This is a genomic window from Vibrio sp. E14 (genome assembly GCF_020515785.1).
GTDB classification, from domain to species: Bacteria; Pseudomonadota; Gammaproteobacteria; order Enterobacterales; family Vibrionaceae; genus Vibrio; species Vibrio diabolicus.
The window spans coordinates 84392-99744 of sequence record NZ_JAHPJI010000001.1 but is presented as its reverse complement, the minus strand read 5'-3'; the positions used below and the strand labels follow the sequence as shown (position 1 = coordinate 99744).

16 protein-coding genes are annotated in these 15353 nt (G+C 45.4%); 11 read left to right on the top strand and 5 right to left on the bottom strand.

Translation table 11 applies throughout. The features are described 5' to 3' along the window. Positions 1-71: 71 nt before the first annotated feature. A complete protein-coding gene (locus LIX84_RS00450) occupies positions 72-1100 on the bottom strand; it encodes a LacI family DNA-binding transcriptional regulator (protein ID WP_226420328.1) in 1029 nt (342 codons plus the stop codon). A 236-nt stretch (positions 1101-1336) separates the two neighbouring features. Here LIX84_RS00450 and LIX84_RS00445 point away from each other — a divergent pair, with 236 nt between their 5' ends. The 3 genes from LIX84_RS00445 to LIX84_RS00435 all read left to right on the top strand — a co-directional run bounded on the left by LIX84_RS00445 (position 1337) and on the right by LIX84_RS00435 (position 3416). Next, complete coding sequence (locus LIX84_RS00445; RefSeq protein ID WP_226420327.1) at positions 1337-1780, top strand: PTS sugar transporter subunit IIA; 444 nt, start codon at positions 1337-1339, stop codon at positions 1778-1780. A 67-nt stretch (positions 1781-1847) separates the two neighbouring features. Then, positions 1848-2135, top strand: a complete 288-nt coding sequence (locus tag LIX84_RS00440; protein ID WP_226420326.1) for a PTS sugar transporter subunit IIB — start codon at positions 1848-1850, stop codon at positions 2133-2135. Between the two features lie 9 nt (positions 2136-2144). Continuing rightward, on the top strand, positions 2145-3416 hold the full coding sequence (locus LIX84_RS00435) for a PTS ascorbate transporter subunit IIC (protein ID WP_226420325.1): 1272 nt from the start codon (positions 2145-2147) through the stop codon (positions 3414-3416). 122 nt (positions 3417-3538) lie between these two features. On the opposite strand, the gene LIX84_RS00430 is transcribed toward LIX84_RS00435, so the two are convergent. Both LIX84_RS00430 and LIX84_RS00425 read right to left on the bottom strand, forming a co-directional pair. Beyond that, entirely contained in the window at positions 3539-3886 is a 348-nt protein-coding gene (locus tag LIX84_RS00430; protein WP_005395359.1) for a hypothetical protein, read from the bottom strand. Between the two features lie 9 nt (positions 3887-3895). Beyond that, positions 3896-5929: a S8 family serine peptidase gene (locus tag LIX84_RS00425; protein ID WP_006741281.1), complete on the bottom strand. Its 2034-nt coding sequence runs from the start codon at positions 5927-5929 to the stop codon at positions 3896-3898. Between the two features lie 466 nt (positions 5930-6395). On the opposite strand from LIX84_RS00425, the gene LIX84_RS00420 reads away from it, so the two are divergent. The 5 genes from LIX84_RS00420 to LIX84_RS00400 all read left to right on the top strand — a co-directional run bounded on the left by LIX84_RS00420 (position 6396) and on the right by LIX84_RS00400 (position 11605). Next, positions 6396-7652, top strand: a complete 1257-nt coding sequence (locus tag LIX84_RS00420; RefSeq protein ID WP_150917147.1) for a type 2 secretion system lipase — start codon at positions 6396-6398, stop codon at positions 7650-7652. Positions 7653-8371: 719 nt separating this feature from the next. Further along, positions 8372-9721 (top strand): OmpP1/FadL family transporter, encoded by a 1350-nt coding sequence (locus tag LIX84_RS00415; RefSeq protein ID WP_226420324.1) that lies wholly within the window; start codon positions 8372-8374, stop codon positions 9719-9721. A gap of 78 nt (positions 9722-9799) precedes the next feature. Then, entirely contained in the window at positions 9800-10519 is a 720-nt protein-coding gene (locus LIX84_RS00410) for a carbonic anhydrase (RefSeq protein WP_069515017.1), read from the top strand. Positions 10520-10598: 79 nt separating this feature from the next. Further along, complete coding sequence (locus LIX84_RS00405; protein WP_042523371.1) at positions 10599-11150, top strand: YtfJ family protein; 552 nt, start codon at positions 10599-10601, stop codon at positions 11148-11150. A 20-nt stretch (positions 11151-11170) separates the two neighbouring features. After that, complete coding sequence (locus tag LIX84_RS00400) at positions 11171-11605, top strand: hypothetical protein (protein ID WP_005480927.1); 435 nt, start codon at positions 11171-11173, stop codon at positions 11603-11605. Positions 11606-11684: 79 nt separating this feature from the next. On the opposite strand, the gene LIX84_RS00395 is transcribed toward LIX84_RS00400, so the two are convergent. Next, positions 11685-12224, bottom strand: coding sequence for an NUDIX domain-containing protein (locus LIX84_RS00395; RefSeq protein WP_020834877.1), 540 nt, complete (start codon positions 12222-12224; stop codon positions 11685-11687). Positions 12225-12275: 51 nt separating this feature from the next. Beyond that, the gene (yjjG, locus tag LIX84_RS00390; protein ID WP_029800868.1) at positions 12276-12950 is read right to left on the bottom strand and encodes a pyrimidine 5'-nucleotidase; all 675 of its coding nucleotides are present in this window, start codon (positions 12948-12950) and stop codon (positions 12276-12278) included. A 137-nt stretch (positions 12951-13087) separates the two neighbouring features. On the opposite strand from yjjG, the gene LIX84_RS00385 reads away from it, so the two are divergent. The 3 genes from LIX84_RS00385 to LIX84_RS00375 all read left to right on the top strand — a co-directional run bounded on the left by LIX84_RS00385 (position 13088) and on the right by LIX84_RS00375 (position 15175). After that, positions 13088-14011, top strand: coding sequence for a LysR family transcriptional regulator (locus LIX84_RS00385; RefSeq protein WP_226420323.1), 924 nt, complete (start codon positions 13088-13090; stop codon positions 14009-14011). A gap of 115 nt (positions 14012-14126) precedes the next feature. Next, positions 14127-14441, top strand: a complete 315-nt coding sequence (locus LIX84_RS00380) for a hypothetical protein (RefSeq protein WP_226420322.1) — start codon at positions 14127-14129, stop codon at positions 14439-14441. A 47-nt stretch (positions 14442-14488) separates the two neighbouring features. Next, positions 14489-15175, top strand: coding sequence for a helix-turn-helix transcriptional regulator (locus LIX84_RS00375; RefSeq protein WP_005497912.1), 687 nt, complete (start codon positions 14489-14491; stop codon positions 15173-15175). Positions 15176-15353: the final 178 nt, after the last annotated feature.

Genomic DNA, 15353 nt, shown 5'->3' with positions numbered 1-15353 from the left:
GCTCGCGAATTCAGAATGTAAAAAGCCTCTCCATATTGAGAGGCTTTTTGTATTTATGGAAAGCGGAAGTGTCAGTTAATCGCGGTACTTGCTCGACGCTTTAGCTTAAAGCCCATACTGGTTGGCCGTTCTTCTGGCTCACCTTTGATGGCATGCAACAGTTTTTCTGCCGCCTTGGTGCCCATGCGCTCGTAATCAAATTCTGCCGATGTCAAACTTGGATAGGCGTGCTCCCCCATAGAAGAACCTTCAAGACAAATAATGGCAATGTCTGTCGGGACTTTGAGCACTCGGCGATGGCACTCAAAGAGCGCACCAATTGCTATCTCCTCATGGTTACACACCAAAGCATTCAAGCTTGAATCGCGCAGCAATAACTTCGCCAATCCTTCCGCACCCAATTGTGAAGATGGCGCTTCATGAGTCGTCAGAAAATGATCTGGGGTGAGATAGTTTTCAATCATCGCACTTTGCCAACCGTGTAACTGGCGTTGCAACGTCGAGTGATTCCCGCGCGCCCCGATAAAACCAACGTTCTTAAAACCTTGTTCAATCAGGTGTCTGGTACAGGCCTTACCCACTTCGAAGTGATCCACGCCAATGTTGAGATAACTGGCCTTTGAGCTCAGTTCGGCAATCTCTAACACTGGCGTATTTGACGCCTCTAACAGTTGATGCGTTCGCTGACTATGCTCACTTCCAAACAGTACAACGCCCGCAGGACGGCTCTCTAAAAAGGTCGAAAGCAACTTTTCTTCTTGCTCAATCGAGTAGTCGCTGTAACCCAGTAATAATTGATAACCCGCTTTGTTTAACGCCTGTTGGAAGCTTCGTAAGAAATGCGCGCATGCTTTTTCAAACAGTGACGGAATGATAAGAGCGATGGAATAACTTTCTGCAGATGCGAGTGCCCCTGCGGCTTTGTTCGGGATATAGCCGAGCTCATCAACCACTTGTTGAATTTTTTCTCTCAGCTTATCGGATACAAGCTCTGGCGTTCGTAATGCTCGCGACACCGTCATAGTGCCTACGCCTGCTTGTTTGGCGACATCAGCCAAAGTGACATTGCCGGTACTTCTTCGTTTGCGAGGTTCGCTCATTGTTTTTATTTAATGTTCTCTAATTTCAGCTGCGACATCTTATCACAGCGCTTTAATGGTTTTGATATTAGCGCATTAGAACTCGAACACAAGCACATGAAACTTCGATGCCTGATAAAAATGATAGCGCTATCACAATTAATGGTAGCGCTACCATTTGTGATCATTCTCAGGTTTTTCTGGAAAATTGATCGATAAAGTACGCAGCAACAAAACAACAAATCGGAAACATTCCAATGCTACGTGAACTGATTACCTCTGATGTCATTCGCATCCATTCTGACGCAACCGACTGGAAAGATGCGATCAGCAAATCTTGTGAAGCTTTGATTGAAAATGGCGCGATAGAACCAAGTTACGTTGAAGCAATTTACCGCTCGCACGAAGAGCTTGGCCCTTACTACGTGGTAGGTCCGGGCATGGCGATGCCACACGCTCGCCCTGAAGATGGCGTTAACCGTTTGTCTCTTGCCATCACGGTGATTCAAAACGGCGTGAACTTCGATTCTGAAGGTAACGATCCAGTGAAAATGCTGGTTACGCTAGCAGCGACAGACAGTAACTCGCACGTGGATGCGATTTCTAAACTGGCTGAGTTGTTTATGAATGAAGAGCATGTAGAGGCCATCTGCAACGCTCAAAGCAAAGAAGATGTTCTTGCGATCATCGACAAATACTAAGTTTTACTCCTGACATACCCCATTCACAAATGGGTATACCCCCTATAAAAAAGAAAAGGTCTGAATTATGAAAATTATGGTTGTTTGCGGTCACGGTCTTGGCACTAGCCTAATGATGGAAATGAGCATCAAAAGCATCGTAAAAGAATTGAACGTCGATGCCGCTGTGGATCACATCGATCTTGGCTCAGCAAAAGGCACAAGTTGCGACATTTTCATCGGCACAAAAGACATTGCAGAACAGTTGGAAGCTCTTAGCGTTGAGCAACGTATCGTAGCGCTTGATAACATGGTCGATAAAGTCGCAATGAAAGAGCGTTTATCTTTAGCACTTCAAGAGCTTGGCGCTCTATAAGGTGGCGTTATGGAATTCTTCAGTTTCTTAATGAACGATGTCCTATCAGAGCCAGCGGTTCTGGTCGGTCTCATCGCTCTAATCGGCTTAATTGCCCAGAAAAAACCAGTTACCGAGTGCATTAAAGGCACGGTAAAAACCATTCTTGGTTTCATCGTGCTTGGCGCAGGTGCAGGCTTAGTTGTGAGCTCGCTAGGCGACTTCGCGACCATTTTCCAACACGCATTTGGCATTACAGGCGTGGTTCCAAACAACGAAGCTATCGTCTCTATCGCGCAAGAAGCGTTTGGTAAAGAGATGGCGATGATCATGTTCTTCGGTATGTTAGTGAACATCTTGATCGCTCGCTTCACGCCATGGAAATTCATCTTCCTAACCGGTCACCACACGCTATTTATGTCGATGATGGTAGCAGCGATTCTGGCATCTAGCGGCATGAAAGGTGTTCCACTGATCGCACTTGGCTCTCTGGTTGTGGGCTCTGTGATGGTGGGCTCTGTGATGGTGTTCTTCCCTGCGATTGCTCACAAGTACATGAAGCAAGTAACAGGCTCTGACGACGTTGCGATTGGTCACTTCTCTACCCTTTCTTACGTACTAGCGGGCTTTATTGGCAGCAAGTTCGGTAACAAAGAACACTCTACTGAAGAGATGAACGTACCTAAGAGCTTGTTGTTCTTGCGCGATACGCCAGTGGCGATCTCTTTCACCATGGGCATCATCTTTATGGTGACGTGTTTGTTCGCTGGCGGTGATTTTGTCCGTGAAGTCAGTGGCGGTAAACATTGGTCTATGTTTGCGCTAATGCAATCCATCACATTTGCAGGTGGTGTGTACGTTATCCTGCAAGGTGTACGTATGGTTATCGCAGAAATCGTTCCTGCATTTAAAGGCATCTCAGACAAGCTAGTGCCAAACGCAAAACCTGCACTGGATTGTCCGGTTGTGTTCCCATACGCACCAAATGCGGTATTGGTGGGCTTCCTATCGAGCTTTGCAGCCGGTCTAGTGGGCATGTTCCTGCTGTACGTGATGGGGCTTACTGTGATTATCCCTGGTGTAGTTCCACACTTCTTTGTGGGTGCGGCTGCGGGTGTATTTGGTAACGCAACAGGTGGTCGTCGCGGCGCAATTCTAGGTGCGTTTGCACAAGGTCTACTGATTACTTTCCTACCTGTCTTCCTAATGCCAGTACTGGGTGATCTTGGCTTTGCAAACACAACATTCAGTGATGCTGACTTCGGCATTGTAGGTATCCTGCTTGGCCTGATTGTGCGCTAAGCTTTTATTCTTATGAATGCAGAATTAGGCTCGTCGGCATTCATCTCTCAAAGGCTCTAGCAGGAAAAGCACTCAAACAAAACGCCCCTCACGTGAGGGGCGTTTTTCATATTGAGGCTATCTTATTGAGACAACAACTTTCTCGTTGGTTCTTGCTCGGTGTATTCAACGGATTCATTACCAGATAGCTTATCGACGTCCGCTTGTTCGCCGCTCACCACCAGTACCTGTTGCTTCACCAACGCATCAACCACTTTAAGGTTATGTTGACGAAGAAGCGCTCTCACTTCGCTCTCTTTCCCTTTGTGATACTTAACAAAGTAACGCGTAGGTTGTTGCTCAGCTTGTTCAGAACGTTCATCCACGAGCGGAAATCCTTGATTGTTCGCCAAGCTGGCCGAGCTCAGTCCGATTGCCAATAGTGCGGTAGCACTCACCGCAGACAAAGAAAGTAAGGTCAACTTCTTCATAGCCACTCCTTATTGAAAAGTCAGAGTCCAACTGTTGATTGTGCCTGTGTCTCTTCTGGCACTGTCTACCGCTTTTAGTTCCCAAGAACCTTGTGATTCAAAACCAGAGAAATCCGCTTGGAAAGTGGCTTTGATATCGTTAGCGCTGCCGCCAGTATTATCGTGAAGCACGACTTCTCCACCAGTCGGTGAAGTTAGCGTCACTCGTAGGTCACCGATGTAAGTGTGGCTAATATCAACGTCAATACTTACTGTACCTGAATCACCAGAGCGATCGACATCTACTGCGCTGATTGCGCCAGAAGATTTGTTGTCAGGAATCGCAACAGGGCTGGTGTTTGAGAAGCTAGAGTCCGAAGAGCTACCGCCACCGTCAGGACCGTTACAGCCCGCATCCAAGAACAGTTTCGCCGCTTCCGCATTCACTAGGCCGTGACCTGTGCGGTTGTCTCGTCCAGCGACATCAATGTCTGTTGCCGTTTGAACTAGGGCATTACGTACTTGCGCTGCTGTACACGTTGGGTGGTAACTCCACACCAAGCCAGCTACGCCAGTTACATGAGGTGTTGCCATCGATGTACCATTGTAGTACTCGTAATCTTCACCAGAGGTAGTTGAAACCGTAATTTCTTGACCTACATACCCCAGCAACTCTTGACCAAATGCACGGTCAACCGTCACCGAAACCATGCGATAAGCGTTGTTTGTGTCAACCAAGAATGGGTTTTGTAAACCAGGTAGTTCAGAGTTGCTGTATACGATTGCCGCTCGTGCACCTGCATTGTAACAAGCTTGAACTGCATCCACTTCTGGGTAGTTACCTGAAGACTGGTTGCCAATACGCTCAGTCAAACAAATTTTGCCCGACATATCACCACAGTTAAAGTTACCGCCAGATACATCACAGCTATCTAGCATTGCTGTTACTGAACCAGCGATTGGATCTGGCACATACGAAGAGCCGTTATTGATCAAACGATTGTGAGGGACAATGCCGCGATCAAATTGGCTTACGCCATTCAAGGTAATATCAGAAAGTTTACCTTCGCCTACCGTAACCGTTGATAAGATCGCCACACCTGGGCCAGAGATCTCAACTTGATCAGTAGATTGCGAGAATGCCGCATGATCATTTTGGTTATCGACAGCAGCAACAGACATAACTGAATCGTAAGAAGCTGGGTAGCTGTGTGCGGTGTTACCGTCATTACCAGCTGCGGCGATTAGCAGAACGCCTTGATCGTAAATGTTTTGCAGTGCATTTTGCTCAGTTCGGCTTGATTGACTACCACCAAGACTCATGTTCACAACGTTGGCACCATTATCTGCACACGTTTGGATCGCTTTAACAAGTCCAGATGAGTAACCCCAACCTGATTCGTTAAATACTTTCACGATGTGCAAATTCACATTCTGGTTTGGCATCACACCCTTCACACCTTCGGTGTTGGCAATCGCTGCGATAGTACCTGCAACGTGAGTACCGTGGGCGTTATTGTTACCCGGATCGCTCCATGATCCTGTACCACTATCGTTGGTACCTGCAACACGGTTACCGCTTAGGTCGTTGTGCGAGATGTCGTACCCTGAATCGATAATACATACAGTGCGATTACCAGCATTGAAGTCATCTAACTGTTGAGCATTAACCGCTTCATAACCCCACGGGGTAGTTTCGCTTAGCAAATAGCGAGGCGGATCGACTTCGACATATTCCACATCACTGCGATTACGAAGTGGTTCTAAGTCATCACCATCCAACTCAACGCTGTAAATGGCGCGATTACCTAGTTTTTCCACCTTACGTGCCTTCACCTGTTCTAAAACAGACTCCTGCGCGATTCGTGGTCCCCAAAATGAGTTACCACCCATTGAAGATCGGCTGACTGCATCTTCTTTGAATTTGACGATGTACTTCGTCGGTAACTTAGATTCATCAAATCCCATTGGTGGAGCCGCAAACGCTGACATAGAAGTGGTCAGTGCTATCGCTACGGCAGACAACGAAAATAAGCCTTGTTTTTTACTTGTTGTGTAGTGCATTTGCCCTATTCCTTATTTGAGCTAATTTTTATTCACTATATTCCCATGAAAAGTCATCACCATGATGTTTGCATGAGAGCTTCAGCTATAGTTTATAGGCCAAAAATGCCAAACAATTTGTTTCATGAATATACAACTTTGTACAAAAGATCATTCAATAAACATTTTTAGTTAACATCAAAAAGCATAAACAAAACCTTATAAAGCAATCACTTAATTAACAAAAAGTGCATGTTAAATTAATGTTAGTGAGTAATTATTCTAAATAGTACACATTTAATCGATTGCTATGCTGAATGGATTTTTTGACCGTGGTGCCAAAACTGAAATATTGAATATTTAGTTGTTGACTGTCTTGAGTATTTACTCAGAATTAGAAGGTTTAGTGAGAAAAATTCTCATCTAAATACTGTTATAGCCGAGCGTATTCACGTATTCGGAACCATAACCATTACAAGAAGAGTGAATGATGAAAAAAACAATCACACTATTAACTGCATTACTTCCGCTTGCCTCTGCCGTTGCAGAGGAGCCAACATTATCACCAGAAATGGTTTCTGCGTCTGAAGTGGTCAGCACGCAAGAAAATCAAACCTATACTTACGTTCGCTGCTGGTATCGTACGAGCCACTCTAAGGATGATGCGGCTACCGACTGGAAATGGGCGAAAAACCAAGATGGTAGTGACTTCACTATCGACGGTTATTGGTGGAGCTCTGTTTCATTTAAAAACATGTTCTACACCAACACCTCACAAAACGTGATTCGCCAGCGCTGTGAAGAAACACTAGATCTGGCGAACGAGAACGCAGACATTACGTTTTTTGCTGCTGACAATCGCTATTCTTATAACCACACGATCTGGAGCAATGATGCTGCAATGCAACCAGATCAAATCAACAAAGTAGTGGCTTTGGGCGACAGCTTATCTGATACAGGCAACATCTTTAACGCTTCCCAATGGCGCTTCCCTAACCCAAACAGCTGGTTCTTAGGTCACTTCTCGAACGGTTTTGTTTGGACGGAATACGTTGCTAAAGCCAAAAACTTACCGCTTTATAACTGGGCAGTTGGCGGCGCAGCAGGTGAGAACCAATACATTGCGCTAACAGGTGTCGGCGAACAAGTTTCTTCTTACTTGACCTACACAAAACTGGCGAAAAACTACAACCCAGCAAACACATTGTTTACGTTGGAGTTTGGTTTAAATGATTTCATGAACTACAACCGTAGCGTGCCGGAAGTAAAAGCGGATTACGCTGAAGCTCTGATTCGTCTAACAGACGCGGGCGCGAAGAACTTCATGTTGATGACACTGCCAGACGCAACCAAAGCACCACAGTTCAAATACTCAACGCAGGAAGAAATTGAAACGATTCGCGCGAAAGTATTGAAAATGAACGAGTTCATCAAAGCACAAGCGATGTACTATAAAGCTCAAGGTTACAACATTTCATTGTTTGATACGCACGCACTGTTTGAGACGTTAACCTCGGCACCAGAAGAACACGGGTTCGTGAATGCAAGTGAGCCTTGTCTGGACATCAACCGCTCATCTTCTGTGGATTACATGTACACCCATTCATTACGCTCTGAGTGTGCGGCATCTGGCGCAGATAAGTTTGTGTTCTGGGATGTGACTCACCCAACTACAGCCACGCATCGTTATGTTGCTGAAAAAATGTTGGAAAGCAGCAATAACTTAGAAGAGTTTCGCTTTTAATAAGACTTTCTTATAGGTTAAACTCTTAATCATCATAAATACGTTGATGATTAAAAATGGCCACGATATTTCGTGGCCATTTTGTTTTCATATACATGAGTCTAATTTATATTTAAATATAGATGAACAATAATTGAAATACAAAATTTCAAGTTATAAGTATTATAAACAAAACTTTTAAATACCAACAAACCAGTAAAATACAAAATTATTCAACATGCCACCCATTTAAATTTCATTATGACCATTTTTTAATTGTTGAATTTCAAGAGGAGTTAAGTGACAAGTTAAATAAAAAATACCCACATAACACAGGTAAGACCGAGAGGAGTGTGTCATGTGGGTTTAAAACGATAGTTCTCTTGCTGATTCGAACTACCAACGTTGGGATGCAATGGAAATACAAATGACTCAGAGTTTCCATCACGGACACTTTATCGCTGGATTTGCCTCTGTTTGTTAGGGAACAGTCAGCACAATAAAAATAGAGAAGTAATACCGCAAAAATAAAAATAGAGGCTCTGAGTTTAATTTACACGTAAAATAATCACCACATTCACGACATGAACCATTAATAAATTCATCAATAAATATTTATTAAGTTAAATTTATTTATTGTCAACATACTGTTAGTTTTACCCCTAAATATACTGGTCAGATTTGTTTATTTTACTGCTTTTCGTTGCAATACAACCTCTAATTAATTCATGAGAAAAAACATGCAGCGACAATTCACTCTTTCACCGATTTATTTATTAATCGGTTTAGCCTCATCGACGGCGTATGCCGGTGGTTTTCAAATTAACGAACATTCGGCGACGGGTCTTGGTCGTGCTTTTGCTGGTGATGCCGTCATTGGTGATAATGCGTCTGTAGTCAGCCGCAACGCCGCAGCGATGACGCTGTTTAAACAAAATGCCTTATCGTTCGGTGTCACTTACGTCAAACCTGACGTTACCGTTAAAAATGCGCAATATCATCGAGCTAATATTAATGCGGATGTCGATGTTAGCATGGGAGGTGGATTGATACCCAACCTTCAACCACCAAGTGTAAGTGTTACCCCATCAGAGACCGTGACCGACATTGATGACGTCGATGGCGTTGGTCAACCAGCCGTTGTACCCAATTTTTACTTTATTCACCCTATCAACGACGACTGGTATCTAGGCTTATCGGCATACTCCAACTTCGGAACCGACATGGAGTTTAAACCAAACTATGGCGCACCTGTTTTTGGCGGTGTCACCAGCGTAGCGAGTGTCAACCTTGGCGCAAGCTTGGCATACAAGGTGAACGATCGTTTTAGTATCGGTGGTGGTATTGATGTGATTTACGGCTCTGGTGAGCTGTACCGCGATATGGACGTGGGTGTTTGCGTTGGTGGGAACATACTTGGAAACGAACTAGAACAACGCTGTGGATCCGTAAAAGGCAACGCACTTGATGTGGAAGCTGGCGGCATTGGGCTTGGCGCGAACATTGGCATGATGTACGAGTTTAACGAACGTCATCGCTTAAGTTTAAGCTACAAGCACAGCCCTAACATAGATGCCAAGGGCGACATCCACTTTGCTGGCGAATCGTACGACTCGCTTGCTATGCCGCTACCGGATATTGCGGAGTTTTCCGGTTATCACCGCGTCTTACCTAAATTTGCCCTGCACTATTCTGTGCAGTGGATTGGTTGGTCAGCATTTGACAGCTTGAAAGCTGATGATCAGTTGCTAAAAGATTTTCAGTGGCAAGACTCCGCGCACTACTCCATCGGTGCGACTTGGTACGCCAATGAACGTTGGACACTTCGCACGGGTTACATGTTCGACAAAACACCTGTCGATGAGCTGACTTCGCTTTCTATTCCAGATTCGAACCGCCACTGGTTATCTGCGGGAGCCTCTTACCAATGGTCATCAGATACCACGGTTGACATCGGCATGACGTACTTGATTGGTGAAGATGTCAACGTAGAAGAGTACGCGTATGAAGGTGTTCCTGCACCGATGGTAACGGGCGTGACCCATTCAAATGCGTTCCTAATTGGTGCCCAACTCAGCCACCGTTTCTAATTTGTCAGGCAGTGATCAAACCTCTAGGTCATTGCCTTGTAACAACGCTTATCAAAGCGACCGAACAGAGACATTATTATGAACAAAACACTACTTGCTTTTTCACTCTCACTTCTCACTCTAAGCGCTGCTCAGGCTTCTGAATGGGGCTATGGCAATGACAAACACGGGCCAGAACACTGGGGAGAAATCGCCAAAGACTGCGCAACCACGAAAAACCAAAGCCCAATCAACATCGACAACCCAGCCGACGCAAAACTGGAAGCACTGAACCTTTCGTACACTGGTCAGGTCATTGGTTTAACCAACAATGGTCATACGCTGCAAGCGCAAGTGAACGGACGTAACAGCTTCACCATCGATGGCGAGACGTTCGAGCTGCAACAGTTCCATTTCCACACACCTTCAGAAAACCAAATCAAAGGCCGCCAATATCCACTTGAAGCGCACTTTGTACACGCCAACGCAGACGGCGAGTTGGCGGTAATTTCGGTGATGTTTGATGCTGGCGGTCAAAACGCAGCACTGTCTAAACTGATCAGCGCAATCCCACAAGAGAATCAAACCACTTTCTTTAAAGATACGTTTGAGATTAACGACTTACTGCCAAAAACTGCAAACTACTATCGATTTAACGGCTCTTTAACCACACCACCATGTTCAGAAGGTGTGCGCTGGTTTGTGCTTAAAGACACTCAAACCTTATCCAAAGATCAAGCCGCGAAACTGATGGAAGTCATGGGACAAAACAATCGTCCGCTGCAACCGCTAAATGCGCGCGTTGTACTTTCTAACTAAACGCCACATCCGATAAGGGGCATCGTATTTGCCCCTTATTTTGATTCGCTCTAACCTCACTTCGTTACAGGAACCCCCAATGAAAACTCCATCTGTTCTGTCACTCTTACTCGCACTCGCCCCGACATTCGCCTTCTCTCATAACCTTTCTGTCGGTCAAACCACCCCTTCCGTCAGCATTGATACCTATGGCGAAATGACGCTGCAAGGAGACGATGTGGCTTATCAACCTTGGGCAACTCAGCAGATGTTAGGCAAAGTCCGTGTGATACAAGCCATTGCAGGTCGTAGTAAAGCCAAAGAGATGAACGCGCCGCTGATGTCAGCAATCACTGCCGCTCACTTTCCTGAAGATCAGTATCAGACCACAACCGTGATCAACCAAGAAGACGCCATTTGGGGAACCGGTACATTTGTTAAATCGTCGGCAGAGGACAGCAAAAAGACATTCTCTTGGTCTTCCATGGTGTTAGACAAAAATGGCGTATTAGCAACAACTTGGGATCTACAGCAAGAAAGTTCTGCGATTATCGTACAAAATAAACAAGGCGAAGTTTTATTCGTGAAAGAAGGGGCTTTAACTCAAGACGAAGTCACACACGTCATCGAACTGATTAAACAGAATATCTAAACCTAAGGTAAGGAAAAGCTATGAAACTGTTCAACACCATCGCACTCTGTCTTTTAGCGGCTGTAGCCTCTTTCCAATCGGTTGCTGGAGACAACGATTGGGACAAGATTGCAGATAAAACCGTCAGTTTTAAATCGGAAACCGACACAGTCAATCCACTGTCCCCATTTGCTAACGCTCGTTTCAGCCACATAAAAATCAAATGTACGCAAGGTACGGTCGATCTGAAAAGCGTTAAAGTAATCATGAAAGATGGTCAGGAAAAGACGTTCGACAGTTTAGGGGTTCTGACTAAAGGCATGTCATCAAGAAGCTTAAGCCTACCAACAAAAGATAACGCGAAATTAGACAAGATCGAGTTGAACTATGAATCGGTTGGCAGCACAGCGCTGCAAGTCGCGGGGGTGACCAAAAAAGCGCAAGTGGAAATCTTAGGTAAGAAAATCGACGAGTAAGCGATGGCTCAACGAACTCACCCAAACTAAAAACAGCGGCACTAGGCCGCTGTTTTCATTAAAAAATCGTCATGGATAACTAAATGAATTTCTTCAGCTTCGCCAAACCATAAGCGGCGATGGTGACACAATCTTTGATCGTGCCGTCGATCATCATCTGTTCGAACTCCTCAACAGAAAAAGCGCGAGTGATCAAATCCTCTTCTTCACTGTCGAGTTGATTGCCCACGTCCGTTAAGTCACTGGCGAAGTAGACGTGACATGTCTGATTCAAAAAGCCGTATGCGATAAACTGCGCGCCGACATACGCCATTGCGCTCGCCTGCATGCCCGTTTCTTCACGTAGCTCACCTTTGGCAAGCTCAAGATGATCCGCATCTGGGTTTGATTCCCACGCCCCTTGTGGGATCTCCCAACAACGTTGACCTACGGTGTAACGGTACTGCTGAACCAAGTGAATCATCCCGTTATCGATAGCCAGAATCGCAGCACAATCAGGTTTGTCGACCACACCATAGATGCCCTCTGCGCCGCTCGGACGTAAAATTTTGTCCTCACGCACCGTCATCCACTTGTTCTGGTAAACGACTTTGCTGTCTAGCTGTTTGATGTCTGACATGGTTATTCCTTGATTTTTCTGAGGGTTACTGCGGAATAATACCCGATTCGGTTACGCCACCAAAATGTTCTTTAGTTCACTCAAAGACTCAACGGTGTAATTTGGTGCGATACGCTCATCAACGCTTGCGCCTGTGGTATTTAACCAGCAAGTTTCAATACCAAAGTTATTGCCACCAAGAATATCGGAATGCAGGTTGTCACCCACCATCAGTACACGCGTTTTGCATGGGTTGCCCATTTGCTGCATCGCGTATTCAAAAATGCCTAAGTCCGGTTTTGCGACGCCCACTTGTTCAGAGATCACCACTTTATCGAAGTACTCAGTCATCCCTGTGCGCTCAAGGCGGATCGCTTGCAACTCTGTAAAACCGTTGGTGATGATGCCCATTTTAGCTTTGCCTTGCAGCGCTTCCATCAGCTCTTTTGCACCTGGCAACAAACTGCAAATATCGGCCATTGCTTCTAAAAATGCGCTATTGAGATCTGCTGTTGTGGTATTCAACTTCTCAGCCCACTCGGTAAAGCGGTTATGTTTTAGCTCATCTGCCGTTACTTTGCCATCTTGGTAATCCACCCAAAGCGGTTTGTTTACGGTTTGGTAATGAGCAAAATCTTGTTCAGTAAAATCTACGCCTTTGCGAGAAAACATAAGCTGCAAACCTTTGAAAGCATCAAAGTGGAATAAGGTTTCGTCAGCGTCAAACAGGATCCAATCGTACTTCATTTCTTCTTCCCAAAATCAAGGTCGTAATACTGGTGCATAGTCTAGATTGTTTTCTTCTTGAAGATAATCTCTATAATTGGAAATTAATTGTATCCTTTTGCTCAACAATAAATGCTTCATGATAATAGGAGATTGATGTGAACGCGATTGCCTCCCTGCCCGTTTTTGTTGCTGTTGTCGAATGCGGCAGCTTTTCCCTTGCGGCCAAACAGCTGAATCTGACGAAATCGGCGATCAGCAAACGCATCAACCAACTAGAAGACGATTTGGGCATTCGTCTCCTTAACCGAACCACGCGTAAGCTGAGCCTGACCGAAGCGGGAGAACGCTATTTTGAGTACGCCTCTCAAGCGCTCAACCTAGCCCAGCAAGGCGTAGACGCGGTATCGGAACTGCAAGGCTCTCCACAAGGTCGGCTCAAAATTACCGTGCCGATGTCTTTCGGTGTGCTGCATATCGCGCCTTTGATCAGCGAGTTTCTCGCTCGTTACCCGAAAATTGAAGTGGATTTAAACCTCGAAGACAAAATGGTCGATTTGGTTAAAGACGGTTTTGACTTGGGGATCCGTATTGGTGAACTCACCTCTTCCAATCTAATCGCAAAACGTCTCGCCCCTTGCAAAAGTGTGCTTTGTGCCTCGCCAGATTACTTAGCGGAGTTCGGCACACCACAAAAACCAAGTGATTTAGTCAGTCACAACTGCCTGCGCTACTCCTATTTCCGTGGCGGCGTCGAATGGATGTTCATCAACAATGGTAGCGAATACAAGGTGCTTCCAAAAGGAAACTTTATCGTCAATAACAGCGAAGCCATTCGTCAGTTGCTGTTAAGAGGTTCGGGCATTGCGCAACTACCGACGTTTATTGCAGGAAGAGACTTTGGCGCAGGAAATCTAAAACCGGTGATGGAAGAGTATTCTCTACCAGAACATGCCATTTATGCGGTGTTCCCTGAGCGCAAGCACATGCCGTTGAAAGTAAGAGCCTTTATCGATTTTATCAGCGAAAAACTCGGCACAGATTTACCTTACTGGGATCGTTACAACAGCCCAGAAAAATAACCATATTGATAATAAGTGAGTGAGAGTTCACTACTGACATGTTCTGACATTCCGTCCGCGTAACCTTATTTGGAACTCAACAGGCAATCCGCCAAAACCAATAAGGAATCACAATATGGAAACCATTATCGAAACTGTGCAATTTCGTCTAACAGCAGGCACAACAGAGCAAGACGTGATCGCCGCCGCCAAGCAGTCACAAACGTTTGTGAAGAATCTGCCGGGCTTTTTGTATCGCTCACTCAGTCACGAAGCGACGGACGAGGTGTGGACAGACATCATTTACTGGCGTTCAATGGACGATGCAAAACAGGCGGGAAAACAGATTAAGCAAGCCGTTGAATTTCAGCCTCTGTTATCAATGATTGACTGCGAAAGCTTCGAGCTTAAACATCACAACTTAAAAATGTGCAGTGAGCTAGAGAAGTAATCAGCCACACTACCACTAACAACCAGTAGGTCTAGATAAGGAACATCATGAGCAAATCAGAACGACTGTTTGAGCTACTGACGCTTTTGCGCGCAAAGCGTTACGCCGTGACAGCGAAAGAGCTCGCAGAAAGAATGGAAGTTAGCGAACGTACGATTTATCGCGATATTCAGTCGTTGCTTAGTTCTGGTGTTCCTATTCAAGGTGAAGCAGGTGTTGGCTATCTATTGCAAGCTGGCTCTCATCTGCCGCCTTTGATGTTCTCAGAAAAAGAGATGATGGCGCTTGAACTGGGTATGCGGATGGTTCGAGCCTGGTCGGATGCCGAACTCGCCGAAGCGTCTCACTCTGCGTCCACCAAAATACTTTCGGTATTGCCCGATAAGCTCAAACAACAAGTGGAAGATTGTCCGCTGATAGTGCCCGATTATCACACCCAATCCGAGACTGCCAAACGAGGGCAGCTTCTGCGCCATGCGATTGATCATCAGTTTAAAGTCAGTTTGGATTACCAAGATGAAAGCGGACAAGTGACCGAAAGAAAAATCCAACCGTTAGGCCAGTTCTTTTGGGGCAAAGTCTGGACGCTGGTCGCCTGGTGCGAATTGCGCGATGATTACCGTCAGTTCCGCCTCGACCGTATCCAAGCACTGCGTATGCACGATGAAGAGTTTCAGAGTGCGGAAACCAAATCTCTCAAACATTATATTGCGCAGTATGAATCGAAAGATTAAGTGTTCTTCATCCTTCCATCACAAGGATTCTAAATTGCTCTGCTCAATGCGTGATATTTGGAAAGGCACATTTGGTTAAACTAATGTTTCACTTTTAACAGATGCGTAACCAACCTAAGATCGTTAACTTAAGTAGCACGTCAACCACACCGGAGCGTGAAGCTATGAAGTACTGATT

Excerpts from the sequence above, each read along its gene's own strand:
- LIX84_RS00380 (WP_226420322.1), top strand. The coding sequence starts at position 14,127 with ATGGAAACCATTATCGAAACTGTGCAATTTCGTCTAACAGCAGGCACA.
- LIX84_RS00445 (WP_226420327.1), top strand. The coding sequence starts at position 1,337 with ATGCTACGTGAACTGATTACCTCTGATGTCATTCGCATCCATTCTGAC.
- LIX84_RS00395 (WP_020834877.1), bottom strand. The coding sequence starts at position 12,224 with ATGTCAGACATCAAACAGCTAGACAGCAAAGTCGTTTACCAGAACAAG.
- LIX84_RS00450 (WP_226420328.1), bottom strand. The coding sequence starts at position 1,100 with ATGAGCGAACCTCGCAAACGAAGAAGTACCGGCAATGTCACTTTGGCT.
- LIX84_RS00440 (WP_226420326.1), top strand. The coding sequence starts at position 1,848 with ATGAAAATTATGGTTGTTTGCGGTCACGGTCTTGGCACTAGCCTAATG.
- LIX84_RS00405 (WP_042523371.1), top strand. The coding sequence starts at position 10,599 with ATGAAAACTCCATCTGTTCTGTCACTCTTACTCGCACTCGCCCCGACA.
- LIX84_RS00375 (WP_005497912.1), top strand. The coding sequence starts at position 14,489 with ATGAGCAAATCAGAACGACTGTTTGAGCTACTGACGCTTTTGCGCGCA.
- yjjG (WP_029800868.1), bottom strand. The coding sequence starts at position 12,950 with ATGAAGTACGATTGGATCCTGTTTGACGCTGACGAAACCTTATTCCAC.
- LIX84_RS00420 (WP_150917147.1), top strand. The coding sequence starts at position 6,396 with ATGATGAAAAAAACAATCACACTATTAACTGCATTACTTCCGCTTGCC.
- LIX84_RS00400 (WP_005480927.1), top strand. The coding sequence starts at position 11,171 with ATGAAACTGTTCAACACCATCGCACTCTGTCTTTTAGCGGCTGTAGCC.
- LIX84_RS00410 (WP_069515017.1), top strand. The coding sequence starts at position 9,800 with ATGAACAAAACACTACTTGCTTTTTCACTCTCACTTCTCACTCTAAGC.
- LIX84_RS00435 (WP_226420325.1), top strand. The coding sequence starts at position 2,145 with ATGGAATTCTTCAGTTTCTTAATGAACGATGTCCTATCAGAGCCAGCG.
- LIX84_RS00430 (WP_005395359.1), bottom strand. The coding sequence starts at position 3,886 with ATGAAGAAGTTGACCTTACTTTCTTTGTCTGCGGTGAGTGCTACCGCA.
- LIX84_RS00415 (WP_226420324.1), top strand. The coding sequence starts at position 8,372 with ATGCAGCGACAATTCACTCTTTCACCGATTTATTTATTAATCGGTTTA.
- LIX84_RS00425 (WP_006741281.1), bottom strand. The coding sequence starts at position 5,929 with ATGCACTACACAACAAGTAAAAAACAAGGCTTATTTTCGTTGTCTGCC.